At 60.5% G+C, this 22800-nt stretch carries 20 protein-coding genes; 12 read left to right on the plus strand and 8 right to left on the minus strand.

What is annotated here, in order from left to right:
* Positions 1–10: 10 nt before the first annotated feature.
* Positions 11–1405 (minus strand): COG3014 family protein, encoded by a 1395-nt coding sequence (locus tag NL123_RS01190; protein WP_494357079.1) that lies wholly within the window; start codon positions 1403–1405, stop codon positions 11–13.
* Between the two features lie 268 nt (positions 1406–1673).
* Between NL123_RS01190 and NL123_RS01195 the strand changes: the two genes are divergently transcribed.
* Both NL123_RS01195 and NL123_RS01200 read left to right on the plus strand, forming a co-directional pair.
* Positions 1674–3569, plus strand: coding sequence for an FTR1 family protein (locus NL123_RS01195; protein ID WP_248485281.1), 1896 nt, complete (start codon positions 1674–1676; stop codon positions 3567–3569).
* Positions 3570–3571: 2 nt separating this feature from the next.
* A complete protein-coding gene (locus NL123_RS01200) occupies positions 3572–4027 on the plus strand; it encodes a YaiI/YqxD family protein (RefSeq protein WP_494357080.1) in 456 nt (151 codons plus the stop codon).
* Positions 4028–4246: 219 nt separating this feature from the next.
* Here NL123_RS01200 and elbB read toward each other — a convergent pair whose 3' ends face one another.
* The gene (gene elbB, locus NL123_RS01205) at positions 4247–4912 is read right to left on the minus strand and encodes an isoprenoid biosynthesis glyoxalase ElbB (protein WP_071490475.1); all 666 of its coding nucleotides are present in this window, start codon (positions 4910–4912) and stop codon (positions 4247–4249) included.
* Positions 4913–5028: 116 nt separating this feature from the next.
* Between elbB and NL123_RS01210 the strand changes: the two genes are divergently transcribed.
* Positions 5029–6264, plus strand: a complete 1236-nt coding sequence (locus tag NL123_RS01210) for a sterol desaturase family protein (RefSeq protein WP_494357081.1) — start codon at positions 5029–5031, stop codon at positions 6262–6264.
* On the opposite strand, the gene NL123_RS01215 is transcribed toward NL123_RS01210, so the two are convergent.
* Complete coding sequence (locus NL123_RS01215) at positions 6245–6880, minus strand: DedA family protein (protein WP_248488276.1); 636 nt, start codon at positions 6878–6880, stop codon at positions 6245–6247. The genes NL123_RS01210 and NL123_RS01215 overlap by 20 nt on opposite strands.
* A 208-nt stretch (positions 6881–7088) precedes the next feature.
* Between NL123_RS01215 and hemB the strand changes: the two genes are divergently transcribed.
* Positions 7089–8102 carry a porphobilinogen synthase gene (hemB, locus tag NL123_RS01220; protein WP_494357082.1) on the plus strand — a complete coding sequence of 338 codons (1014 nt, stop codon included), beginning with the start codon at positions 7089–7091 and terminating at the stop codon, positions 8100–8102.
* Between the two features lie 18 nt (positions 8103–8120).
* A complete protein-coding gene (gene ppk1 / locus NL123_RS01225; protein WP_071494573.1) occupies positions 8121–10343 on the plus strand; it encodes a polyphosphate kinase 1 in 2223 nt (740 codons plus the stop codon).
* Positions 10344–10481: 138 nt separating this feature from the next.
* Here ppk1 and ppx read toward each other — a convergent pair whose 3' ends face one another.
* Positions 10482–11984, minus strand: a complete 1503-nt coding sequence (ppx, locus tag NL123_RS01230; protein ID WP_248485274.1) for an exopolyphosphatase — start codon at positions 11982–11984, stop codon at positions 10482–10484.
* A gap of 442 nt (positions 11985–12426) precedes the next feature.
* Between ppx and NL123_RS01235 the strand changes: the two genes are divergently transcribed.
* The 4 genes from NL123_RS01235 to NL123_RS01250 all read left to right on the plus strand — a co-directional run bounded on the left by NL123_RS01235 (position 12427) and on the right by NL123_RS01250 (position 16956).
* Positions 12427–13077: a DUF1120 domain-containing protein gene (locus NL123_RS01235; protein WP_248485273.1), complete on the plus strand. Its 651-nt coding sequence runs from the start codon at positions 12427–12429 to the stop codon at positions 13075–13077.
* A gap of 139 nt (positions 13078–13216) precedes the next feature.
* Positions 13217–13909: a fimbria/pilus chaperone family protein gene (locus NL123_RS01240; RefSeq protein WP_248488275.1), complete on the plus strand. Its 693-nt coding sequence runs from the start codon at positions 13217–13219 to the stop codon at positions 13907–13909.
* Between the two features lie 7 nt (positions 13910–13916).
* Complete coding sequence (locus NL123_RS01245; protein WP_494357083.1) at positions 13917–16436, plus strand: fimbria/pilus outer membrane usher protein; 2520 nt, start codon at positions 13917–13919, stop codon at positions 16434–16436.
* Entirely contained in the window at positions 16426–16956 is a 531-nt protein-coding gene (locus NL123_RS01250) for a DUF1120 domain-containing protein (protein WP_248485264.1), read from the plus strand. The genes NL123_RS01245 and NL123_RS01250 overlap by 11 nt, the downstream gene beginning before the upstream one ends.
* On the opposite strand, the gene NL123_RS01255 is transcribed toward NL123_RS01250, so the two are convergent.
* Genes NL123_RS01255 through NL123_RS01270 form a run of 4 tightly spaced genes read right to left on the minus strand, consistent with a single transcriptional unit; the run spans position 16937 to position 19777 of the window.
* On the minus strand, positions 16937–17674 hold the full coding sequence (locus NL123_RS01255; RefSeq protein ID WP_248485262.1) for an amino acid ABC transporter ATP-binding protein: 738 nt from the start codon (positions 17672–17674) through the stop codon (positions 16937–16939). The two genes, NL123_RS01250 and NL123_RS01255, sit on opposite strands and share 20 nt — an antisense overlap.
* A complete protein-coding gene (locus NL123_RS01260; protein WP_058426444.1) occupies positions 17661–18311 on the minus strand; it encodes an amino acid ABC transporter permease in 651 nt (216 codons plus the stop codon). The genes NL123_RS01255 and NL123_RS01260 overlap by 14 nt, the downstream gene beginning before the upstream one ends.
* Positions 18308–18976 carry an amino acid ABC transporter permease gene (locus NL123_RS01265; protein ID WP_017736949.1) on the minus strand — a complete coding sequence of 223 codons (669 nt, stop codon included), beginning with the start codon at positions 18974–18976 and terminating at the stop codon, positions 18308–18310. The genes NL123_RS01260 and NL123_RS01265 overlap by 4 nt, the downstream gene beginning before the upstream one ends.
* Before the next feature lie 15 nt (positions 18977–18991).
* Positions 18992–19777, minus strand: a complete 786-nt coding sequence (locus NL123_RS01270; RefSeq protein WP_017530859.1) for a transporter substrate-binding domain-containing protein — start codon at positions 19775–19777, stop codon at positions 18992–18994.
* Between the two features lie 255 nt (positions 19778–20032).
* On the opposite strand from NL123_RS01270, the gene NL123_RS01275 reads away from it, so the two are divergent.
* The 3 genes from NL123_RS01275 (at position 20033) to rho (ending at position 22673) form a co-directional block, all read left to right on the plus strand.
* A complete protein-coding gene (locus NL123_RS01275) occupies positions 20033–20728 on the plus strand; it encodes a FadR/GntR family transcriptional regulator (protein ID WP_248485258.1) in 696 nt (231 codons plus the stop codon).
* A gap of 121 nt (positions 20729–20849) precedes the next feature.
* Positions 20850–21179 carry a thioredoxin TrxA gene (gene trxA, locus NL123_RS01280; protein WP_003213989.1) on the plus strand — a complete coding sequence of 110 codons (330 nt, stop codon included), beginning with the start codon at positions 20850–20852 and terminating at the stop codon, positions 21177–21179.
* 234 nt (positions 21180–21413) lie between these two features.
* Positions 21414–22673, plus strand: coding sequence for a transcription termination factor Rho (gene rho / locus NL123_RS01285; RefSeq protein WP_016973082.1), 1260 nt, complete (start codon positions 21414–21416; stop codon positions 22671–22673).
* Positions 22674–22800 lie beyond the last annotated feature (127 nt).

A 22800-nucleotide genomic window follows, 5' to 3' on the forward strand; every position in this document is an offset into this window, starting at 1 on the left:
AGCGTGCTCCTTAAGGTTGTTTGAGGGCGATGGCCTGGGCGGCGGTGCTCGGCACCACATGGGCGGCCAGGCCACCGGCGAATACCTGGTTGCCGACCACGCGCAGGGTGATCACCTGATAGCGCTGGTCGGCCTTGACCGTCACCAGCGTGCCACCCAGGGCGTTGGGCAGGCTGACCTGGTGCTCGCCGTGCTTGAGGCGCAGGCGGGTCACCTGGGTCATGTCCGGCAGGGTGCGCCAGGTGCGGGTGTCGGCACCTTCGGTGACGGCCGAAGCAATACCCAGCACCAGGCCGGCCATCGGGTTGGTCTTGTTCAGGTTGTTCTGCGCCACGCCACGGGTGACCGCCCGCACGGTGGTGCGCAGGATGATCCCTGGCATGTCATCGCGCAGGGCGCGGCGAGACATGGCCGTGGTGCTGTTGAGTGCGGTGAGGTTCTGTTGCTGGCTGTCGACGCCGATCTGGGCAAACGTGGCGGTGGATGTATCTGCCTTGATCACCGGGAACGACAGCGGGGTGATCACCAGGTTGCCATTGATCGGGATCGGCAGCGGCAGGCGAATCGAGTCGCGGGCCGGTGCCAGGCCGCTTTGCACCACGATCAGCACGTCGGTTTCATCGGCGCCGACCCTGGATTTGTCCAGGTCCAGCAGGGCCTGTTCCAGCAGCGGGGTATTGGGGCGTAATTCGGCAGCCTTGCGATAGCCGGGCGCGGCCAGGTCTTTTTCGCCCAGTGCTTCGTAGACGAAGCCCGCCAGGTAATGGCTGAACGCACTCTGGTAGCTGTTTTTCAGGCCGACCACTTCCGGTGCGTCGAGGGCTTCTACTGGGTAGCCGCGCAGGTCTTTCATCTGGGTGGTTACGCCTTCGCGCTGGGCTTCGTCCTCACGCTTGAGGTATTCCTTGTCGCGCAGGTCGGCGATCACCGCTTCGCGTTCGTGGGTCTTCTTGATTTCGGTGCGCGCACCGTCGAAGTCGTTCAGGGCCAGCAGGTTCAGCGCCATCTGGGTGGTCAGCATGACCTTTTCGTAGTCATAGCCTTCGTAGCGACGCACCTTGTCGTTGGCCAGGAAACTGCCGAACTGGGCGAGGTATTTTGCGCTGTCGAACTTGACCGACTCTTCCCACTTGTAGACTTGCAGGTCGGCGCTGCGCCAGGCGGTCTGGCTGCCGGTCAAATCACCCTTGGCACGCAGCAACTCGCCCTTCTCGAAGAAATAGAGCAAGTCCTTGTCGTCGCCGGTGTTGTTCTTTTCCAGCAGTGTCAGGGCTGCATCGACATTGCCGGTGGCCAGTTGCTGGTTGGTGGCTTGCAGTTCCGTGTCGTAGCTGCGGAACATCGAACAACCGGACAGCAAGGTCACCGCCACGAGCGCGAGCGAAGGTAAGGCGCGAAATGCCATGCAGACTTCTTCCCTGAAAGTATCAACTGATGTGGTCATTCCTTATAAAAAACAGGAATGAAATTCCCTTTCGCACTAACAGGGCGCGGCATTATAAGCGTCATTGCTGGCAAAACAATGGCTTTTTGCCCGGCTAAGTCGACAAAAGCGCCACTAGTCCGCTCCTGAAAATGCCTCGCCTCAAACAACGACAAATCACTTACGCCTTGAGTCAAACCCTTTAAGGCTTAACAATGTGTTACTTCGTATTTCCCTTTGAGATTCGTTCATGATTGCCCCCCTTCGTTTTCTCGCCTGGCTGATATTGCCGGCGTTGATGTCGTGCAGCGTCAACCTGTTGGCCGCGACGGCCGAGGGCGCGCCCCAAGCCCTGCATTTGCTGGATTACATTGGCGCTGACTACCCAGCGACGGTGGAGGCGGGCAAGGTTATCGATGAATCCGAATACCGCGAACAGCTGGAGTTTCTCGGGGTATTGCAGGGGCTGGTGGCAGAGCTGCCGCAGCGCCCGGAACGCGTGGCGCTGGTCAAAGGCGTCGACGAATTGTTAGCAGCCGTAACCGCCCATCAGGACGGTACGACAGTCGCCCGCCAAGCCCGTCAGTTAGGTGCCCAACTAGCCGTGGCCTATGAAGTCAGTCAGGCCCCGGCGATCACCCCTGATCCAACGCGAGGCGCGCCGCTCTATGCCCAGCATTGCTCGGTGTGCCACGGCACCGCTGGCGCGGGTGACGGCCCGGCCAGCGTGGGCATGACGCCACCACCGGCCAATCTGCGTGACGCCGTGCGCCTGGACCGCCTGAGCCTCTACGCGATCTACAACACCCTGGGCCTCGGTGTTGAAGGCACCGACATGCCGTCTTTCGCCGACCAGTTGGACGACCGCCAGCGCTGGGACCTGGCCACCTACATCGCCGGCTTTACTGCCGACCCGGTGGCTGCAAAAAGCGAGCAACCGTTCAACCTTGCCGACCTGGCCCGCCAGACCCCCAATGAAGTGCTGGCTGCCAACGGCCCAGCCGCCGCCGCGACGTTCCGCGCCCAGCGTGCGCAACCGCCGCAGGTCAAGCGTGGCCCGGCGCAGTTGCTCGACTACACCGCTGCCACCCTGGACAAGAGCCTGGCGGCGTTCCAGAAGGGTGATCATGAGCAGGCCTACGACCTGTCCGTGGCTGCGTACCTGGAAGGTTTCGAGCTGGTAGAAAGCTCGCTGGATAACGTCGACGCCAACGTGCGCAAGGACACCGAGAAGGCGTTGATGGCCTACCGGCAGTCGTTGCAGGACGGTTTGCCGGTTGAACAGGTGCAGCAACGCCTGGACGTCGCCAAGGGCAAGCTCACTGAATCCGCCGGCCTGCTCGGCGGTGATGGCTTGAGCTGGTCGTTGAGCTACATCTCCGGGTTGCTGATCCTGCTGCGTGAAGGTCTGGAAGCGATCCTGGTGCTGGCAGCGATCCTTGCGTTCCTGCGCAATACCGGCCAGCAATCGGCGGTGCGTAGCGTCAACGTCGGCTGGGGTCTGGCGCTGCTGGCGGGCCTGGCGACCTGGGCATTGGCCGCGTATGTGATCGACGTGAGCGGCGCCCAGCGTGAATTGCTTGAAGGCTGCACAGCGCTGTTTGCCAGTGTGATGGTGCTGTGGCTCGGCGTGTGGATGCATGACCGCCGCCACGCCGCCGCCTGGCAGGACTACATCAAGAGCAGCCTGGTAGGCGGCGGTGGGCGCTTCGGTTTTGCGGTGCTGGCGTTCTTCTCGGTGTACCGCGAGCTGTTCGAAGTGATCCTGTTCTACGAAACCCTGTGGCTGCAAGCCGGCCCGGCCGGGCACAACGCGGTGCTGGCGGGGGGCGCCACAGCGCTGGTGCTGTTGGTGGGCCTGGCGTGGGTGATTCTGCGGGGTTCGGCGAAGCTGCCGCTGGCGTTGTTCTTCGGCATCAACGCGGCGTTGCTGTGTGCGCTGTCGGTGGTGTTTGCCGGGCATGGCGTGAAGGCGCTGCAGGAAGCCGGCATCTTCGGCACCCGGCCGGTGGCGTTCTTTGACTTTGACTGGCTGGGTATCCACGCCGATGCGTACTCGTTGAGTGCACAGGCGGTGGCGATCCTGGCGATTGTGGTGCTGTATGGCCGCAGCCGCCTGGCCGAAAAGCGCCGGGTGGTTGCCTGAGCATGCGGGTGTGGATCGATGCCGACGCCTGTCCTAGGGCAGCCAATGACCAGGTGGTGAGGTTCGCCCTCAAGCGCCAGTTCGAGGTGGTGCTGGTGGCCGGTCAGAGTCAGATCAAGCCGAGCTTCTCGTGTGTGAAGCTGATTGTGGTGCCCAGCGGCCCGGATGCGGCGGATGACTACCTGGTGGAGCACGCGGTGCCCGGGGAGCTGGTGATCTGCAGCGATGTGCCGCTGGCCGACCGCCTGGTGAAGAAGGGCGTCACGGCGCTTGATCCCCGCGGCAAGGAGTTCAGCCCGGCGAACATGAGTGAACGGTTGGCCGTGCGCAATCTGTTCACTGATCTGCGTGAGCAAGGCCAGATGGGCGGCGGGCCACCGCCCCATGGGGAGAAGGAAAAGCAGGCGTTTGCCAATGCGCTGGACCGCATTCTCACAAAGTTGATGCGTCCGGCTTGACCCTATGGTGATCCGGTTTCTTGTGGCGAGCGGGCTTGTTGTGGTGAGCGGGCTTGCCCCGCGCTGGGCTGCGCAGCAGGCCCAAACCCTGCAGTCATGTTCTAATTGACCCACCGCATCGCCTGAATTGGGGCGGCTTCGCCACCCAACGCGGGGCAAGCCCGCTCACCACAACAAGCCCGCTCACCACAACTAGCGATTTGCCACAGTTGGGGGCTATCAGTCGTTCTCGTGAGTCAGTTCCAGCACCCGATCCACCAGTTTGTTGATCCCCGAAGCGACTTCGCTGATGTTCTTGCCGAGCATATAGGCCGGGGTGCTCACCAGTTTGCGCGCCTTGTCTTCGACGATATCTTCCACCCCGCATTCCTGGTGCGTAGCGCCCATCTTGTCCAGTGCGGCGGCGGTGTCGGCGCAGTTGCCGATGGTGCAGGTCACGCCGGGGCCGTAGATCTTAGCCGCCAGGGCCGGTGAGATGCAGATCAGCCCCACCGGCTTGCCCGCTTCGGCAAAGGCTTCGGCCAGTTCCAGCACCTGCGGGTTGACGCTGCAGCCAGCACCCTCCACGGCAAAGTTCGAGAGGTTTTTCGCCGCGCCAAACCCACCGGGCACGATCAGCGCATCGAAGTCGCCGGCGTTGGCTTCGCGGATATCTTTCACGTCACCCCGGGCGATCCGCGCCGACTCCACCAGCACGTTGCGAGACTCGGGCATCTCTTCGCCGGTGAGGTGGTTGATCACATGCAGTTGCGCAATATCCGGGGCAAAGCATTGGACCTGAGCGCCACGCTGGTCCAGGCGCAGCAGGGTGATCACGCTTTCGTGGATCTCTGCGCCGTCGTACACGCCGCAGCCGGAAAGGATCACTGCAATCTTTTTGCTCATGGGCATTTCTCCTGGGGTCTTGGCGTTAAATGTCTACTAATTTGTCATCTGTTGCCAATGGGATCTCACGCCGCTGCACCTAATCTTGATGTAACAAAAATAGACCGGACCAGACCATGGACTTCGTGCCTTACGCGGTACCGTTTTTCATCGCCTTGATCGTGGTAGAGCTGCTCGCCGATCGCTGGCGCGGCCAGCGCAACTACCGGGTGGCGGATGCTATCAACAGCCTCAGCACCGGGGTGCTGTCCACCACCACGGGGCTGCTGACCAAAGGCGTGGGGATTTTGACCTACGCGTTCGCCCTCAAGCATCTCGCCGTCATCGAACTGCCTGCCCAGAGCGTCTGGACCTGGGTGTTCGCTTTCGTGTTCTACGACTTCTGCTATTACTGGCTGCATCGCATGGGCCATGAACGCAACATCCTGTGGGCCGCGCACTCGGTGCATCACCAGAGTGAGGACTACAACCTCAGCACAGCCCTGCGCCAAACCAGTACCGGCTTCCTGCTGAGCTGGATTTTCTACCTGCCCCTGGCCGTACTCGGCGTGCCATTGGTGGTGTTTATCAGCGTGGCATCGCTTAATTTGCTCTATCAATTCTGGGTGCACACCCGGCACGTGCCGAAGCTCGGCTGGTACGAGTGGTTTTTTGTCACGCCATCCAATCATCGGGCTCACCATGCGCAGAACGCTCTCTACATGGATCGTAACTACGGCGGTGTGTTCATTATTTGGGACCGGCTGTTCGGCACCTTCCAGGAGGAAGACGACAACGAACCGGTGATTTTCGGCGTGACCACACCGTTGGCCAGTTGGAACCCGCTGTGGGCCAACCTGCAGTTCTATGCCCAGTTGTGGAGTGATGCGCGGCGCACCGAGCGCTGGTGGGACAAGCTGCGCATCTGGTTCATGCGCACCGGCTGGCGCCCGGCGGACGTGAAGGCCAAGTACCCGATGGTCAAGCATGACCTGAGCCAGTTCCGTAAATTCGACGTGCCGCTGGATGTGCGTCAACAGGTCTATATCGCCCTGCAATTTGCGGCGTATGTGGGCTTTGGCAGCTATCTGATGAATTTTGGCGAGGGTATGCCCACGGCGGCACTGATCCTGGGTTGGAGTGCCATGGCACTGGGCCTGTTTACCTTAGGAGTGGCGCTGGAGAACCGGCCGTGGGCGTGGAAGGCCGAGCTTTCGCGGCTGGTGCTGAATGTGCCGCTGGTGTGGCTGGCACCGTTGGTCGGGTTATGGCCGGCCAGCAACCTGGGCTGGCTGGGCCTGCTGAGCTATAGCTTGCTCAGTGTGATTGGCCTCTACTGCTGCAGAAGCCGGCTTACTCGACTGGCGTCTTAGGCGGCTCGACCGGGACCGGCTCTGCCGCGAGCCGGGCCTTGGCGTCGGCACAGGCTTCACGGGCAATGCGCGCATTCTTGATGCGGCGGCGCAGCCACAGGCCGAAGCCCAGTATCAGTAAGGCACCCAATACCCACAGCTCGTATTTCTTGATGCTGCCCAACATACCTTCCAGCACCGCGCCGAAGTGATAGGCCGCAGCGCCCAAAGCCAAAGCCCAGATCGCAGCGCCAATGCCGTTGAGGATCAGGTAGCGCAACGGCGGGTAGCCGGACAGGCCGATCGCCACGGGCATGACGGTGCGCAACCCGTATACGAAGCGAAAGCTCAGTACCCAGATATCCGGGTGCTTGCGGATGTGCTCCAGGGCCTTGTCGCCCATCAATTGCCAGCGTGGCTTGCGCGCCAACAGCTTGCGGCCGTGTCTGCGGCCCATGTAATACCAAAGCTGATCGCCGGCGTAGCTGCCGAAAAAGGCAACGACCACCACCAGGTTGATATCCATGTATCCACGGAACGCCAGGAAGCCCGCGAGAACCAGAATGGTCTCGCCTTCAAAGAAGGTGCCCAGGAAGAGCGCAAAGTAGCCGAAGTCATGCAGGAATTGTTGAAGCATGGTCTGGGGTGCTGGCGAAATGAACGCGCAGCCTACGCCTTCATGAAGATTCATGAAAGTATCGAGATGTGTCACGAAGTGAACAATTCCTACAGAAATGCCGAATGCGACTACAGGTCGCATCCTTAAGCACAACTGTCATACCTTCGTCATAATGGCCGCTTATAACTGCAACGCTCGCCCGTAAACCCGGGCTCAGGAGTCTGTCGTGAGCTTTACCCCTGCCAATCGCCTGTTCCCCGCCACCCGTCTGCGTCGCAATCGTCGTGATGATTTTTCTCGCCGTCTGGTGCGTGAAAACGTGCTGACGACCGACGATCTGATCCTGCCGGTGTTTGTGCTGGACGGGGAAAACCGTCGGGAAGCGGTGGCTTCGATGCCGGGCGTGGAGCGCTTGACCATTGATCTACTGCTTGAAGAGGCCGCTGGTTGGGTTGAATTGGGGATTCCGGCCTTGGCGCTGTTCCCGGTCACGCCGGCTGAACTCAAGTCGCTGGATGCTGCCGAAGCCTGGAACCCGGACGGGATCGCCCAGCGTGCTACCCGTGCCCTGCGCGAGCGTTTTCCGGAGCTTGGGGTGATCACCGACGTGGCGTTGGACCCGTTCACCACCCACGGGCAGGATGGCATTCTTGACGAAGACGGCTATGTTCAAAACGACATCACCGTCGATGCGCTGGTCAAGCAAGCCTTGTCCCATGCGGCAGCCGGCGCCCAGGTGGTTGCCCCGTCAGACATGATGGACGGCCGCATCCAGGCGATTCGCGAAGCCCTGGAGCTGGCCGGCCACGTCAACGTAAGGATCATGGCCTACTCGGCCAAATACGCCAGCGCCTATTACGGCCCGTTCCGCGATGCGGTGGGCTCGGCGCTGAACCTGGGCAAGGCCAACAAGGCCTCGTACCAGATGGACCCGGCCAACAGCCATGAAGCCCTGCACGAAGTGGCGGCCGACCTGGCCGAAGGCGCTGATATGGTGATGGTCAAACCGGGGATGCCGTACCTGGACATCCTTTATCGGGTCAAAGACGAATTCAAGGTGCCGACCTTTGTTTATCAGGTCAGTGGCGAATACGCGATGCACATGGCTGCAATACAGAATGGATGGCTGAGTGAAGGGGTGCTCCTTGAATCCCTGACAGCCTTTAAACGCGCCGGGGCTGATGGCATCCTGACCTACTTCGCCGCCCGCGCCGCCCAATTGCTTAGAGAGCAACAATAGCCCTCACAGGAACACTCGATGAATACCGAAGGACTCACAGAAGTTGCCGTAAAAGACGCTCACCCGGTGGTTGAGCAAGTCACCGAGACCCCGCCGGAGCATGAGCCCGCCGCGCCCGTCGTGGTGGCCGAACCGCCCGTGCCGGCCCCGGTAGCGGCGGTGACCAACCTGGATGACAGCAGCCTGTACATCCACCGCGAGCTGTCACAACTGCAATTCAACATTCGCGTGCTGGAACAGGCGCTGGATGAGTCCTACCCGCTGCTGGAGCGGCTCAAGTTCCTGTTGATCTTCTCCAGCAACCTGGATGAGTTCTTCGAGATCCGTGTTGCCGGCCTCAAGAAGCAGATCACCTTCGCCCGTGAACAGGCCGGCGCCGACGGCCTGCAGCCGCACCAGGCACTTGCGCGCATCAGCGAGCTGGTGCACGGCCATGTGGACCGCCAGTATGCGATCCTCAACGACATCCTGCTGCCGGAGCTGGAAAAACATCAGGTCCGCTTCATCCGCCGCCGTCACTGGACCACCAAGATCAAGACCTGGGTGCGTCGTTACTTCCGCGACGAGATCGCGCCGATCATCACACCGATCGGCCTGGACCCGACGCACCCGTTTCCGTTGCTGGTGAACAAGAGCCTCAACTTCATCGTGGAGCTGGAAGGTATCGACGCCTTTGGCCGCGACTCGGGCCTTGCGATCATCCCGGCGCCGCGTCTGTTGCCACGGATCATCAAGGTACCGGAAGAGGTGGGGGGCGCTGGTGATAACTATGTATTCCTGTCGTCGATGATCCATGCCCATGCCGATGACCTGTTCCAGGGCATGAAGGTAAAAGGCTGCTACCAGTTCCGCCTGACCCGTAACGCCGACCTGGCGCTGGACTCCGAAGATGTCGAAGACTTGGCCCGTGCCCTGCGCGGCGAGCTGTTCTCGCGACGCTACGGCGATGCGGTGCGCCTTGAGGTGGCCGACACCTGCCCGAAACATCTGTCGGACTACCTGCTCAAGCAGTTCAACCTGGGCGAGACCGAGCTGTATCAAGTCAATGGCCCGGTGAACCTGACGCGCCTGTTCAGCATCACCGGCCTGGACAGCCATCCGGAGCTGCAATACACGCCGTTCACCCCGCAGATCCCGAAACTGCTGCAAAACAGCGAGAACATCTTCAGCGTGGTGAGCAAGCAGGACATCCTGCTGCTGCACCCGTTCGAGTCCTTCACGCCCGTGGTCGACCTGCTGCGCCAGGCCGCCAAGGACCCGCATGTGTTGGCTGTACGCCAGACCCTGTACCGTTCCGGTGCCAACTCGGAAATCGTCGATGCCTTGGTTGACGCCGCGCGTAACGGCAAGGAAGTCACCGCGGTGATCGAGTTGCGTGCGCGGTTCGACGAAGAGTCCAACCTGCAACTGGCCAGCCGCCTGCAAGCAGCCGGTGCGGTGGTGATCTACGGCGTGGTCGGCTTCAAGACCCACGCCAAGATGATGCTGATCCTGCGCCGTGAAGCCGGTGAGATCGTGCGTTACGCCCACTTGGGCACCGGCAACTACCACGCTGGCAACGCCAAGCTCTACACCGACTACAGCTTGCTGACCTCCGACGACGCCTTGTGTGAAGACGTCGGCAAATTGTTCAGCCAGTTGATCGGCATGGGCAAGACCTTGCGCATGAAGAAGCTGCTGCACGCGCCGTTCACGCTCAAGAAGGGCATGCTCGACATGATTGCCCGCGAAACCCAGTTCGCCCTCGACGGCAAGCCGGCGCACATCATCGCCAAGTTCAACTCGCTGACCGATCCGAAGATCATCCGCGCGCTGTACAAGGCCAGCCAGTCCGGCGTACGCATTGACCTGGTGGTGCGTGGCATGTGCTGCCTGCGCCCTGGCATTGTCGGGGTTTCGCACAACATTCATGTGCGCTCGATCATCGGCCGCTTCTTGGAGCACACGCGGGTGTTCTACTTCCTCAACGGCGGCGAAGAGCAGATGTTCCTCTCCAGCGCCGACTGGATGGAGCGCAACCTCGATAAGCGTGTAGAGACCTGCTTCCCGGTCGAAGGCAAGAAGTTGATCATGCGGGTCAAGAAGGAGCTGGAAAGCTACCTCACCGACAACACCCACAGCTGGAGCCTGCAGTCGGACGGTCGCTACGTGCGCAACACGCCGACCGGCAACCAGAACCCGCGCAGTGCGCAGGCGACGTTGTTGGAGAAGTTGGGTAGCCCGATTCTGTCGGTGAATTAAAAACCGACGCGGTCTGAAAATGTGGGAGGGGGCTTGCCCCCGATGACGGAGTGTCAGTCAACAGATTCATTGACTGGTCCACCGCCATCGGGGGCAAGCCCCCTCCCACATTTGTTTTGCAGCGTTCTTCAGGTCAGGTCAACGCAGGTTCAGGCTGAACCCCACTCGCGTCAACCACTCCGCTTCCTGGCCAAAATCCGCCTGGGTCAGTTGGTTCTCATCCAGCCACCCTTTCGGGAACACCACGTCCAGGCTGTCGCCGTCGGCGCGCAGCGTCACCTGGGGCATTTCCTGGGTGCCACGGATGTGGTGGAACAGGATCGCAAAGCGCAGCAGCACGCACAGGCGGATCAGCTTGATGCCTTCGTCGCCGAATTCAGCAAATTTGTCCTTGGGGATGTTACGGCGATGGCCGCGCACCAGCAGGGCGAGCATTTGCTGGTCTTCACGGGAGAAACCGGCCAGGTCCGAGTGCTCGATCAGGTAGGCGCCGTGCTTGTGGTAATGGTAGTGGGCGATGTCCAGGCCCACTTCATGCACCTTCGCGGCCCAGCCCAGCAGCTCGCGCCAGACGCCGTCTTCCAGGTCCCAGTCTTCGGCCACCTGGTCGAAGGCGTGCAGGGCTTTGCGCTCGACGCGGGCGGCTTGTTCCAGGTCGACGTGGTAACGCTCCATCAACGAAGTGAGCGTGCGCTCACGCACGTCTTCGTGGTGATGGCGACCCAGCAGGTCGTAGAGCACGCCTTCACGCAGGGCGCCGTCGCAGTGGTCCATGCGTTGCAGTTCAAGAGCATCGAAGATCGCTTCGAGAATCGCCAGACCGGCCGGGAAGATCGCGCGACGATCAGGCTTGATACCGTCGAAGTCGATTTTCTCGGCATCCCCCAGCTTGAACAGCTTGCGCTTGAGCCATGCCAGGCCTTCGGCGTTGACCTCGCCGGTGCCATGGCCGCCGGCTTTCAGCGCCAGGCCGATGGCGCGGATGGTGCCGGACGAGCCGATGGCTTCATCCCAGGTCAGGCGATGCAGGGCGTGCTCGATGCTCATGATTTCCAGCCGCGCCGCCGTGTAGGCCTGGGCGTAGCGCGCCGGGGTGATCTTGCCGTCTTTGAAGTAGCGCTGGGTGAAGCTGACGCAGCCCATCTGCAGGCTTTCGCGCAACAATGGCTCGAATCTTTGCCCAATGATGAATTCGGTACTGCCCCCGCCAATGTCGGCGACCAGGCGTTTGCCCGGGGTGTCGGCCAGGGTGTGGGACACGCCCAGATAGATAAGACGGGCTTCTTCACGGCCCGAGATGACTTCTACCGGGTGCCCGAGGATCTCCTCGGCGCGGCGGATGAATTCGCCACGGTTGCGCGCTTCACGCAACGCGTTGGTGCCGACGATTCGAACGGCGCCCAGCGGCATGCCGTTGATCAGTTGCGCAAACCGCTTCAGGCAATCGAGCCCGCGTTGCATGGATTCTTCATTGAGCTGGCGCTCGTCGTCGATCCCGGCAGCCAGTTGCACTTTCTCTCCGAGCCGCTCAAGGATGCGGATTTCGCCGTTCTGGGCCTTGGCCACGACCATGTGAAAGCTGTTGGAGCCCAGGTCGATGGCGGCGATCAGGGACAGATTCTTGGCTTGGGATTGCGGCATGGTTTGGGGTCTCGGTCGATAACCTGACCATCGTGCCACGATCGACCGCTGGAGCCAACGCGTAGTGCGCCGGTAATTTTCCTGCGGGTGTCTGTGAGGAATTCTTGTGGGAAATGTAAGGCGGTTTTCAGGGCTATCAACGAAAGCGGTTTTATCTTTGTAGGAGTCTTTAACTTTTTATTGTCATCATGCTGTTTATGATTTTGCCTACAAGGGGGCGGTTAATAATTTATTGGTTATGTATTTGTGCCTACTCGGTGTTTTGATATGGCTCACTGTTTGTTTTTACGGTTCCCACAACAACTGGCGCCCCATCTGATTCTTTAATCGGGCGCCAAAACGACAGACTGTCATCCGGCAATTTCGCCGTGGTGTTATTTATGTATGGTCAGAATTCTTATCATCGTAAATTCACCTGCTGATTACAGATGACAGGTTAACTATGAAAAAAATGCTTGGTATGACAGTGGGTGTTCTTTGCCTGGCCGCGAGTATCGGGGCTCATGCAACGAATGTGGCTGAACTGATTGTACGAGGGACTATCAAACCGGTGGCCTGCAACCTTAGCCTCACCGGCGGCGGCATCGTCGATTACCAGACAATTCCAGCTGCAAGCCTGTCCCCGACGCAGTTCACTTCTCTTGCACCAAAAACGGTCAACTTGAACATCAGTTGCGGCCAAACGCCCGCGCAGTTTCGAGTAGCGCTGAGTGACCTGCAATCCGCGAGCAAGGTGCCAGGCATCCTCGGTGCTGGGTTCACCGAGGCTCAAAACTACGGCCTGGGTATCGCCAATGGCAAGCGTACCGGTGGGTACTCCGTTACTCTCAAAAACCTGCAATCGTCCAGCGGGGCCCTGAACCCCATCATGCGCAGCAGTCAGGGGGCGGCGTGGGGAAGCAGTGACGGCAAGGTCGCCCAATCGCCTGCCCAGTATTCGTGGCGTAGTGGTACCACTGCGGTGCCTGCATTCATCACCAGTCTGACTGGCATGCTTGAAGTGAAAGCCGTTATCAACCGCACGAACGATTTGGACCTGACCCGCGATGTAACGCTGGACGGTCGCACCAGTCTGTCAGTGGATTACATCTAACTACGCCTTTAACAGCCGACATTAAGCTGAAGATACTTTCGTGTCTCTGCTAAATGTCGGCAGTTTTAATGTGTGCAATTGTTGATGTTCGACTTTTTGGCTGTGGGGAAAATCGGTGAATGTTTTATCAATAACCGTTATGTCGCTGTTGCGATATATAAGCGTGTCCCTTTTTTTGTGCGGCATGGCCGTAGCCGACGGCATGCAGCCCGAAACAACCGTTGTTATTCTGAATGAAGAAGAAGGTGAGGCAACGCTTAATATTAAAAACACGGATCCTGGCCCTGCCTTGCTTCATTCAGTCATACAAAACATACCCGAAGACCTCGAACACTTGTTGATCGTGACGCCCCCGATTACTCGGGTTGAAGCGGGCGAGACACAACTTGTTCGCTTCATCAGTACCGCCAAGCAGCCGCTCAAGACCCAGCGCCTGAAACGCGTTTCCTTTGAAGGTATCCCTGAGGCACGTGCGCCCGGCGCTGCGACCATTGGTATCACCTTGCGCCAGAGCCTGCCATTGATCCTGCACCCCAAAGGCTTACCCAGGCATGACGCGCCCTGGCAGTTGCTGACATGGGAACGTAAAGGGGATCAGTTGAGGGTCCACAACAACAGCGCTTACGTCGTCCGCCTGGGGATGGAAGTGCAGCTGCATCCGCAGGCAAGCGTAGCAACGTTGCCGCGAACCTACATCCTGCCGGGCGAAGTGCTGACGCTCGCGTCGGCAGGCTCGGTGGCGGGAGTGGTGGCGGTGGAGATTCACCCGGCCACGGTGTATGGGTTTACGGTGGACAGTTACCGCACGCCCGTCACGGCAGAAGCGGATTGACGGGCCTATGAAAAAGATCCGGCAATCAGGTCGCCCCGCCAAACGGGTACCGTGCAGTGGTTCCGCCCAGGCGCGCTCCAGGTTTTTATTGGGGCTCGCGACGCTGTGGAGTCTGCCAGGCACGAGCGCAGCGGTTGGGCTGGGGGAAGGCTTTGACCTGGTCGCATTGAACTCCCTCGGGATTGATCCACAGGTGTCTGAATACTTTCGCAGCGCAGCGCGCTTTCGCGAAGGTGTCCATGTAGTCGGACTGCGAGTCAATGGCACGCCGCTGGGATTGGTTGACGCCCGTTTCGATTACCAGGGTCAGTTGTGCTTCACCCCGGCGTTACTGGCAAAGGCCGGCCTGATCACCCCGTCCAGGCTTCTGAGCGAGGGCGTTACTCCCGATCAGGCATGCCATGATTTTGTTGGAGAATACCCAGCGACCATGGTGCGGCTGCGCCCCAGCAGCGATGAGGTCACCCTGGTGGTGCCGACCCAGTCCCTGCGAGCACCGGAATGGGAGGGCGGTAATTTTTCCGAGGGTGGCGCGGCCGCCATCTTCAACTACGACGTATTGGGTTTCGATACCCACTCGCGCAGTGGGCCAAGTCGCTTCGTATCGGCCTATACGGAGGCGGGATTCAACCTGGGGAACTGGATTGTTCGCAGTCGCCAGTTTTATGTTTCCGACAATGGCAAGACGCGCACCGAACACGTGAATGCCTATGCCCAGCGTGATATCGCGGCGTTGCAGTCGACCTTCCAGGGGGGACAGATTTCCAGCAACAACCCGATCTTTGGCGGGGTACAGCTGACCGGCTTGCAGTTCTCCCCGGATGGCCAGCAGCGTACCGGCGCGGGCGACAGCAACGTGGTAGTCGAAGGGCTGGCGCAAAGTCAGTCGCGGGTCGAAGTCCGTCAGTCGGGCGCATTGATTCACTCCACCCTGGTGCCGGAAGGCCCGTTCAGGCTGACCGGTTTACCGTTGCTGAACAGTACCAGCGACCTCGATGTGAGCGTGATCGACGTGCGTGGGGCAAAGCGCAGTTTCGTGGTGCCTGCTGCTTCCTTTCGTGGTGGGGTTCCGGTTGCGCCGGGCTACTACTTTTCCCTCGGTAAGGTGCGTGAAACGTCTACCGAAAGTCGGGAGTCGCCCGTTGTCGCCATGGGCAGCGGCACTTGGGGGCTTAGTCCGCATTCGTCGCTGGGTTTCGGTTTGCTGGGTACCGATGAGTACCAGTCGGCAGGGGGGGCCCTGAGCAGTGTGTTTTTCCATCGGGTGACCGTGGGCGTGCGCCATAACGTGTCCCGTGATGCTCAAGATGAGGTGGGCGGTGCACGGAGCACGCTGTCTTTGGGGACTCCATTATTCGCCAACCTTGATATCAACCTGAGCGCCTCGACGCAGAGCCGCGGCTACCGGGAGGTACTGGACGCCGGTCAGGCGTCGCGGGGGTATAACCTCGATGCGCGTTTCAAACGCCAGTACACGGCAGGTTTGAGCTGGGCGGCGCCGTCCCTGGGTGGTTTCTCCCTCGGTTTCACCCGTAACTCGCAGTTTGACGGGCAATCCAACGATCACCTCTTTGCCTCATGGAACGACACCTTCAATGGCGTGGGTGTCGCACTCATCGCCGACGCTCAGGTCGGTGCGACCGCCCCTCGGCGCCCGGACCCAATTCGAGGTGGCCGCCGCGACGAGCGGCTGGACGAGGGGACGTCTGTCAGGCTGCAGGTCACGATGCCCCTCGGCAATGATCGGCGCATGAGCACTTACGTCAGTCGTCGAGGTGACCGGCTGGATGCCGGTACCGCGCTCAGTGAGCGGGTCAACGACTATGTGAACTATGAAGTCGGTGTTGATCGGGACGTGAAAGAACGGGAGCAAAGCGTGCGTGGTCGTGTGGATGTCTTGCCGCTGTATACCCGCGTGAGCCTGGGCGTCAGCCGTGACCCGTCGAACACCAACTATTCCGGCCAACTGCAAGGCGGCATCGTGGCCCATGAGCACGGCGTGACCTTCTCGCCGTATGCCGTGCAGGACACCTTTGGCATTGTGTCGGTGGGAGATATCGGAGCGGCCAAGGTCTCGACGCCCCAAGGGCCGGTATGGACCGATTTCAGCGGTCAGGCAGTGATCCCCGGCCTGCAGGCCTACAGCAACAACCATCTGCAGGTTCAGACCCAGTCGCTGCCCAAACGCGTCGACTTGAAGAACGGGACCAAAGTGCTCGCTGCCGGTCGTGGGTCAGTCAATATTCTCAACTTTGATGTGGTGAAAGTGCGTCGTCTATTGCTCGAAGCCCAGGACGAACAGGGTCGGCCCTTGCCTCAAGGGGCGGCGGTGTTCGGGCAGGACAACAGTTTTGTGACCAGTGTGGTGGGTGAGGGCATGATTTTCCTCAGCAACATCGATGGGCTGCAAACCTTGAAGGTTTCATTACCGAATTCGCAATCCTGTCTGCTGCAAGTCAATCCGGAGCAAGAGCCTGACGATGACCAATTCTATGAAACCGCGCCGGTGGTCTGCCATGCTCGCTAAACGCCGAAGTCTGTGGCTGTTGTGGGTGGCCCTTGTGGCGAGCCAGGCGCAGGCTGAAAACTGCCGGATGACCTTGAGCGAGCACCGGGTCGACTACGGGGTGATTCGCCCTTCGCAAGCGTCCTCCGGCAGGGCGACAATGACGCTCGACACGCCGCGTACGCTGCACCTGAGCGTGCTTTGCGCGGATCCTGCGGCAATGGCGCTGCGTTTCAGCGGTGTCGCCGCCGATGCACAAGGCTTTCAATTCGGGCGGCAAGGGCGTTTCACCTTGAACCTGAGGCAGGCTCAGGTCGACGGCAGGCCGGTGTCGTGGCAGCCCGATGAAGCCTCTGGTGGGCAGCTGTTACCGGGGCGGGCGTTGTATGCGACAGCAGGCGATGCGCCGGTGACGGGCCGTCGGCTGACGGCCCTGGTGGAGATAGCGGTTCAATTGCCGGCCGATGCCCTCTCAGTACGTCGGGAGATGCTGCTGGAGGGGCGTGGTCAATTCGAGCTGGTCAGTTCGGCTGTTCCGTAGAACCGATGAAGTTGGCCAGCTCGGCGGTTTGCGGGTTGGCGAACAGCACCTTCGGGTCGCCCACTTCATGCACCTTGCCCTGGTGCATGAACACCAGCTTGTCGCCGACTTCCCGGGCGAAGCGCATCTCGTGAGTCACCATGATCAGGGTCATGCCGTCCTTGGCCAATTGGCGCACCACGCTGAGCACTTCATTGACCAGTTCCGGGTCCAGCGCTGAAGTGATTTCATCACACAGCAGCACCTTGGGCGACATTGCCAGGGCGCGGGCAATCGCCACACGCTGTTGTTGCCCGCCGGACAGGCGATCGGGGAAGGCGTCGAACTTCTCGCCAAGCCCGACGCGTTCCAGCATCTGTTTGGCCAGTTGGGCTGCCTTGGCCTTGGGTACTTTCTGCACCACTTGTGGCGCGAGCATGACGTTCTCGCCGACCGTCAGGTGCGGGAACAGGTTGAACTGCTGGAACACCATGCCGACTTTCTGCCGCAGGCTGCGCAGGTCCGCACGGGCGGCGTCGAGGTATTCGCCATCGACCTCGATCACGCCGTCGTTGATGGATTCCAGGCCGTTGAGCGTGCGCAGCAACGTGGATTTGCCCGAGCCGCTGCGGCCGATGATCGCCACCACCTGGCCTTCATCCACGGTCAGGTCGATGCCCTTGAGCACATGGTGATCGCCGTAATACTTATGCAGGGCGGAAATTCTAAGCAGAGGCATGCAGTCTCCTTTCCAGGTAGCGGGCACTGAGGGACAGGGGGTAGCAGAGCAAGAAGTAACCAAGGGCCACCAGGCCGTAGACCATGAAGGGTTCGAACGTGGCGTTGGCGAGCATGCCGCCGGTCTTGGTCAGTTCGGTGAAGCCGATGATCGAGGTCACGGCGGTGCCTTTGACCACCTGCACCGAGAAGCCCACCGTCGGTGCCACCGCAATGCGCAGTGCCTGGGGCAGGATCACGTAGCGCAGTTGCTCCAGCGGGTTGAGTGCCAGGCTGGCCGACGCTTCCCATTGCCCGTGGGCGATGGAGTCGACACAGCCGCGCCAGATTTCGGCGAGGTAGGCGCTGGTAAACAGGGTCAGGGCAATCGCCGCCGCCAGCCAGGGCGAGATATCCACACCGAGCAGGGCAATGCCGAAGAACACCAGGAACAGCTGCATCAACAGCGGCGTGCCCTGGAACAGCTCAATATAGGTGCGTGCGACATTGCGCGGGAAGGCGTTGCGGCTGATGCGCATCGTCATCACCAGCAAGCCGATCACGCCGCCGCCGACAAACGCCACCAGTGACAGCAGCAACGTCCATTGCAGGCCGGTGGCCAGGTTGCGCACGATGTCCCAGAACGAGAAATCACTCATCGACTGTTCCTCATTACGAAGCGGCGGCCGATCCAGTTGAGCAACTGGCGAATCATCAGCGCCATGCACAGGTACACCAGGGTGGTCAGGGCATAGGTTTCGAACGCACGGAAGTTGCGCGACTGGATAAAGTTGGCGGCAAAGCTCAGCTCCTCAGTCGCGATCTGCGAGCACACCGCCGAGCCGAGCATCACGATGATGATCTGGCTGCTCAGGGCCGGCCACACCTTGCCCAGCGCCGGCAGCAGTACCACGTGGCGGAAGGCTTCGAAGCGCGTCATCGCCAGCGCGGCAGCGGCTTCCAGTTGCCCGCGCGGAATGGCCTGGATACCGGCGCGGATGATTTCCGTGGAGTACGCGCCCAGGTTGATCACCATCGCCAGCACGGCGGCTTGCCACTCGGTGATCTTCAGCCCCAGGGACGGCAGGCCGAAGAAGATGAAGAACAACTGCACCAGGAACGGCGTGTTGCGGATCAACTCGACATAAACGCCGAAGAACCAGGCGAACGGCTGGATCTTCCACGCCCGTACCACAGCGCCGACGGTGCCCAGGGCCACGCCGAGGATGGCGCCGATGGCCGTGAGCTCGAGGGTGAACAGCGCGCCGCGCAGCAGCAGGTCGGTGTTGGCCAGCACCGGCACAAAGTCAAATTGATACGCCATGGGTCAGCTCCGCTTTCAGAGATCGGCGGGCAGTGGCTCTTTCAGCCATTGCATAGCGTTCTTTTCCAGGCTGCCATCGGCCTTGGCCGCGACCAGGATCTGGTTGACCTTCTCCAGCAGGGCCGGCTCGTTCTTGTTCACGCCTACGTACACCGGCGAGTCCTTGAGCTTCACCTTCAGCGCGGGTACGCGTTTGGGGTTGCGTTCGCTGATCGCCACCATTACCACGTTGCCGCTGGCAATCAGGTCGACCTGGCCGGCCAGGTAGGCGGCGATGGTCGAGTTGTTGTCTTCGAAGCGCTTGATCGTGGCTTCCTTGGGGGCGACGGCGGTCAGTTCGATATCTTCGATGGCGCCACGGGTCACGCTGATGGTTTTGCCCTTGAGGTCGTCGGTGCTGCTGATGGCGGCGTCAGGCGGGCCGAACACGGCCAGGTAGAACGGTGCGTAGGCCTTGGAGAAGTCGATGACCTTTTCCCGCTCAGGGTTCTTGCCCAGGCTGGAGATCACCAGGTCGACTTTGCCGGTGGTGAGGAACGGGATACGGTTGGTGCTGTTGACCGGGGTCAGTTCCAGCTTGACCTTGAGCTGGTCGGCCAGCAGCTTGGCGGTGTCGATGTCCAGGCCGCGTGGCTTCATGTCGGGGCCGACCGAGCCGAAGGGCGGGAAGTCCTGGGGTACGGCGACCTTGAGGGTGCCACGGGCGACGATGTCGTCCAGACCATTGGCCTGGGCGGGTGCCTGGCTCAGCATCAGGCTGGCAAACAGGGCAGTAAGCAGGGCGCTGTAGCGCTTGGTCATGGCAACTCTCCGAGAAGGGCGAAGGGATTTTCTGGATTTGCCCAGTGCACAGCGCATGCCATCACCTTCTGAATCGTCTGCAGGGCCAGTATTTATTGAGTTTTGGTGGTCGGACTGGTCTGAACAGTGCAGGGGCTTTGCGCACTGTTTTCGAGCGTCGGCAAAACCTCGCGAGCCCCTTTGGGGCGTGGCTTGCCGCCCGCCACGAATAGCTTTACAACTAGCCACTCAGTTGACTGGAACCTTGAGTTTTTTATGAATTCCATCGCCCAAGCCGTACCGGAAGCGGCCCTGCAGGCCATTCGCAAACTGATCAAGGAGCAAGGCTTCGGACCGGGCGATGCGTTGCCGTCGCAACGGGATCTGGCGGTGCAGTTGGGGGTGAGCCGGGCGTCGTTGCGCGAGGCGTTGTCATCCCTCAGCGCGTTGGGTGTGGTCAGTGTGCAGCCGGGCAAGGGCGTGTTCGTGCAGACCGCCGAGGAGGCGCCGGGGTTTGCCTGGCCCTTCGCTGCGCAGGCCACGCCACTGGATATCTTCCAGTTGCGCTATGCCCTGGAAGGTTTTGCGGCGGGGCTGGCGGCGGTGACGCTGACCATCGATGAGTTGGACAGCCTGGAAGACAATGTCGAGGCCATGCGCAAGGTCCTCAAGGCCGGCGACTTCGAAGCCGCCGCCCGGCTCGACTTCGAATTTCACCAGCGCATCCTGCTCGCCAGTGGCAACCAGGCGATGGTGAGCATCCTGAGCGCGAGTGCCGAGGTTTTTCTGGAGAGCCAGAAGCTACCGTTCATCCGACCGGAACGGGCCATGGAAACCTGGCAGGAGCACCGCCGGATAGTGCGCGCCCTGGCCCGACGCGCCAGCGCGGCGGCGCAGAAAACCATGCAGGAACACGTGCGCAATGCGGCGTTGCGCACCGGTATTGCCTTCGTGACCCCCGTCACGCCCTGAGTTGGGCGATACCCAAACTCATGGGCCATCATAGGAAGACTCAATCAGAGGCGGCTTCCTGAACGGGGGAAGGGCAGCTATGATGGGCCACGTTTTTTTTGCTTACAATCCGGAGACATCCATGAGCAACGATCTTATCAAGCACGTCACCGACGCGACCTTTGAGGCCGAAGTACTCAAGGCTCAAGGCCCGGTGCTGGTTGACTACTGGGCTGAATGGTGCGGCCCTTGCAAAATGATCGCTCCAGTCCTGGACGACATTGCGACTACCTACGAAGGCAAGCTGACCATTGCCAAGTTGAACATCGACGATAACCAGGAAACCCCTGCCAAGCATGGCGTGCGTGGTATCCCGACCCTGATGCTGTTCAAGAACGGCAACGTCGAAGCGACCAAAGTAGGCGCGCTGTCGAAGTCTCAGCTGCAAGCTTTCCTCGACGCGAACATCTAAGCGTCGTCAAAAAAGCCCCGCAAATAGCGGGGCTTTTTCGTGAAACAGGGCTAGACGCTCCGAAACTCAGGTGGTACATTCGGCCCCGCACTGGTTTCTCCACTGCCCCCTGCAAGCCGTCGCCGACGCATTCCTTTTCGATTAGTACGCGATCCTGTCGCCTTCTCTGCGGCGCGGCCTCATTAAGCCAAAAGCTTAATTTCCCCCCTCCATAAATGATTACGTCATTCCTATATGAATCTGACTGAACTCAAGCAAAAGCCGATTACCGACCTGCTCCAATTGGCCGAAGAAATGGGCATAGAAAATATGGCCCGTTCGCGCAAGCAGGACGTGATTTTCTCCCTGCTCAAGAAGCACGCGAAAAGCGGCGAGGAAATCTCCGGTGATGGCGTGCTGGAGATTCTCCAGGACGGCTTCGGCTTCCTCCGCTCTGCTGACGCGTCCTATCTCGCCGGCCCAGACGATATCTACGTCTCGCCGAGCCAGATCCGTCGCTTCAACTTGCGCACCGGTGACACCATCGTTGGCAAGATCCGCCCACCGAAGGAAGGCGAGCGTTATTTCGCCCTGCTCAAGGTCGACACGATCAACTTCGACCGTCCCGAGAACGCGAAAAACAAGATTCTCTTCGAGAACCTGACCCCGCTGTTCCCGACCGTGCGCATGAAGATGGAAGCCGGTAACGGTTCCACAGAAGACTTGACCGGTCGTGTGATCGACCTGTGCGCCCCGATCGGCAAAGGCCAGCGTGGCCTGATCGTCGCGCCGCCGAAAGCCGGCAAGACCATCATGCTGCAGAACATTGCAGCGAACATCGCGCGTAACAATCCTGAAGTTCACCTGATCGTGCTGCTGATCGATGAACGTCCGGAAGAAGTAACCGAAATGCAGCGCACCGTGCGCGGCGAAGTGGTTGCCTCGACGTTCGATGAGCCGCCAACCCGCCACGTGCAGGTTGCCGAAATGGTGATCGAGAAGGCCAAGCGCCTGGTCGAACACAAGAAGGACGTGGTGATCCTGCTCGACTCCATCACCCGTCTGGCCCGTGCCTACAACACCGTGATCCCGAGCTCCGGCAAGGTATTGACCGGTGGTGTCGATGCCCACGCCCTGGAGAAACCGAAACGTTTCTTCGGCGCCGCGCGCAACATCGAAGAAGGCGGCTCGCTGACCATTATCGCCACCGCACTGGTTGAAACCGGTTCGAAGATGGATGAAGTGATCTACGAAGAGTTCAAGGGTACCGGCAACATGGAACTGCCCCTGGACCGTCGCATCGCGGAAAAACGCGTGTTCCCGGCGATCAACATCAACCGTTCCGGCACCCGCCGCGAAGAGTTGCTGACCGCTGACGACGAGCTGCAGCGCATGTGGATCCTGCGCAAGCTGCTGCACCCGATGGACGAAGTAGCCGCCATCGAGTTCCTGGTCGACAAGCTGAAAACCACCAAGACCAACGACGAGTTCTTCCTGTCGATGAAGCGTAAGTAATACGACGTTTCAGGTCCTGAAGAATGGCGCCCCCAGGGGCGCCATTTTTTTGTGCCCGTTTTTTAAGCGCTGCTGGCAGGCAAACGCACCCTGGAGCAGGTAGGATGTACGCCTATTTTACGGGTGG

This window comes from Pseudomonas sp. FBCC-B1565, from assembly GCF_059133265.1.

Bases quoted from the DNA above. Each gene is read 5' to 3' on its own strand.
- NL123_RS01200 (WP_494357080.1), top strand. From the start codon at position 3,572: ATGCGGGTGTGGATCGATGCCGACGCCTGTCCTAGGGCAGCCAATGAC.
- NL123_RS01270 (WP_017530859.1), bottom strand. From the start codon at position 19,777: ATGACCAAGCGCTACAGCGCCCTGCTTACTGCCCTGTTTGCCAGCCTG.
- NL123_RS01215 (WP_248488276.1), bottom strand. From the start codon at position 6,880: ATGCTTCAACAATTCCTGCATGACTTCGGCTACTTTGCGCTCTTCCTG.
- elbB (WP_071490475.1), bottom strand. From the start codon at position 4,912: ATGAGCAAAAAGATTGCAGTGATCCTTTCCGGCTGCGGCGTGTACGAC.
- NL123_RS01190 (WP_494357079.1), bottom strand. From the start codon at position 1,405: ATGGCATTTCGCGCCTTACCTTCGCTCGCGCTCGTGGCGGTGACCTTG.
- NL123_RS01275 (WP_248485258.1), top strand. From the start codon at position 20,033: ATGAATTCCATCGCCCAAGCCGTACCGGAAGCGGCCCTGCAGGCCATT.
- rho (WP_016973082.1), top strand. From the start codon at position 21,414: ATGAATCTGACTGAACTCAAGCAAAAGCCGATTACCGACCTGCTCCAA.
- NL123_RS01240 (WP_248488275.1), top strand. From the start codon at position 13,217: ATGTCGCTGTTGCGATATATAAGCGTGTCCCTTTTTTTGTGCGGCATG.
- NL123_RS01255 (WP_248485262.1), bottom strand. From the start codon at position 17,674: ATGCCTCTGCTTAGAATTTCCGCCCTGCATAAGTATTACGGCGATCAC.
- ppx (WP_248485274.1), bottom strand. From the start codon at position 11,984: ATGCCGCAATCCCAAGCCAAGAATCTGTCCCTGATCGCCGCCATCGAC.
- NL123_RS01195 (WP_248485281.1), top strand. From the start codon at position 1,674: ATGATTGCCCCCCTTCGTTTTCTCGCCTGGCTGATATTGCCGGCGTTG.
- NL123_RS01250 (WP_248485264.1), top strand. From the start codon at position 16,426: ATGCTCGCTAAACGCCGAAGTCTGTGGCTGTTGTGGGTGGCCCTTGTG.
- ppk1 (WP_071494573.1), top strand. From the start codon at position 8,121: ATGAATACCGAAGGACTCACAGAAGTTGCCGTAAAAGACGCTCACCCG.
- NL123_RS01235 (WP_248485273.1), top strand. From the start codon at position 12,427: ATGAAAAAAATGCTTGGTATGACAGTGGGTGTTCTTTGCCTGGCCGCG.
- NL123_RS01260 (WP_058426444.1), bottom strand. From the start codon at position 18,311: ATGAGTGATTTCTCGTTCTGGGACATCGTGCGCAACCTGGCCACCGGC.
- trxA (WP_003213989.1), top strand. From the start codon at position 20,850: ATGAGCAACGATCTTATCAAGCACGTCACCGACGCGACCTTTGAGGCC.
- NL123_RS01210 (WP_494357081.1), top strand. From the start codon at position 5,029: ATGGACTTCGTGCCTTACGCGGTACCGTTTTTCATCGCCTTGATCGTG.
- NL123_RS01265 (WP_017736949.1), bottom strand. From the start codon at position 18,976: ATGGCGTATCAATTTGACTTTGTGCCGGTGCTGGCCAACACCGACCTG.
- NL123_RS01245 (WP_494357083.1), top strand. From the start codon at position 13,917: ATGAAAAAGATCCGGCAATCAGGTCGCCCCGCCAAACGGGTACCGTGC.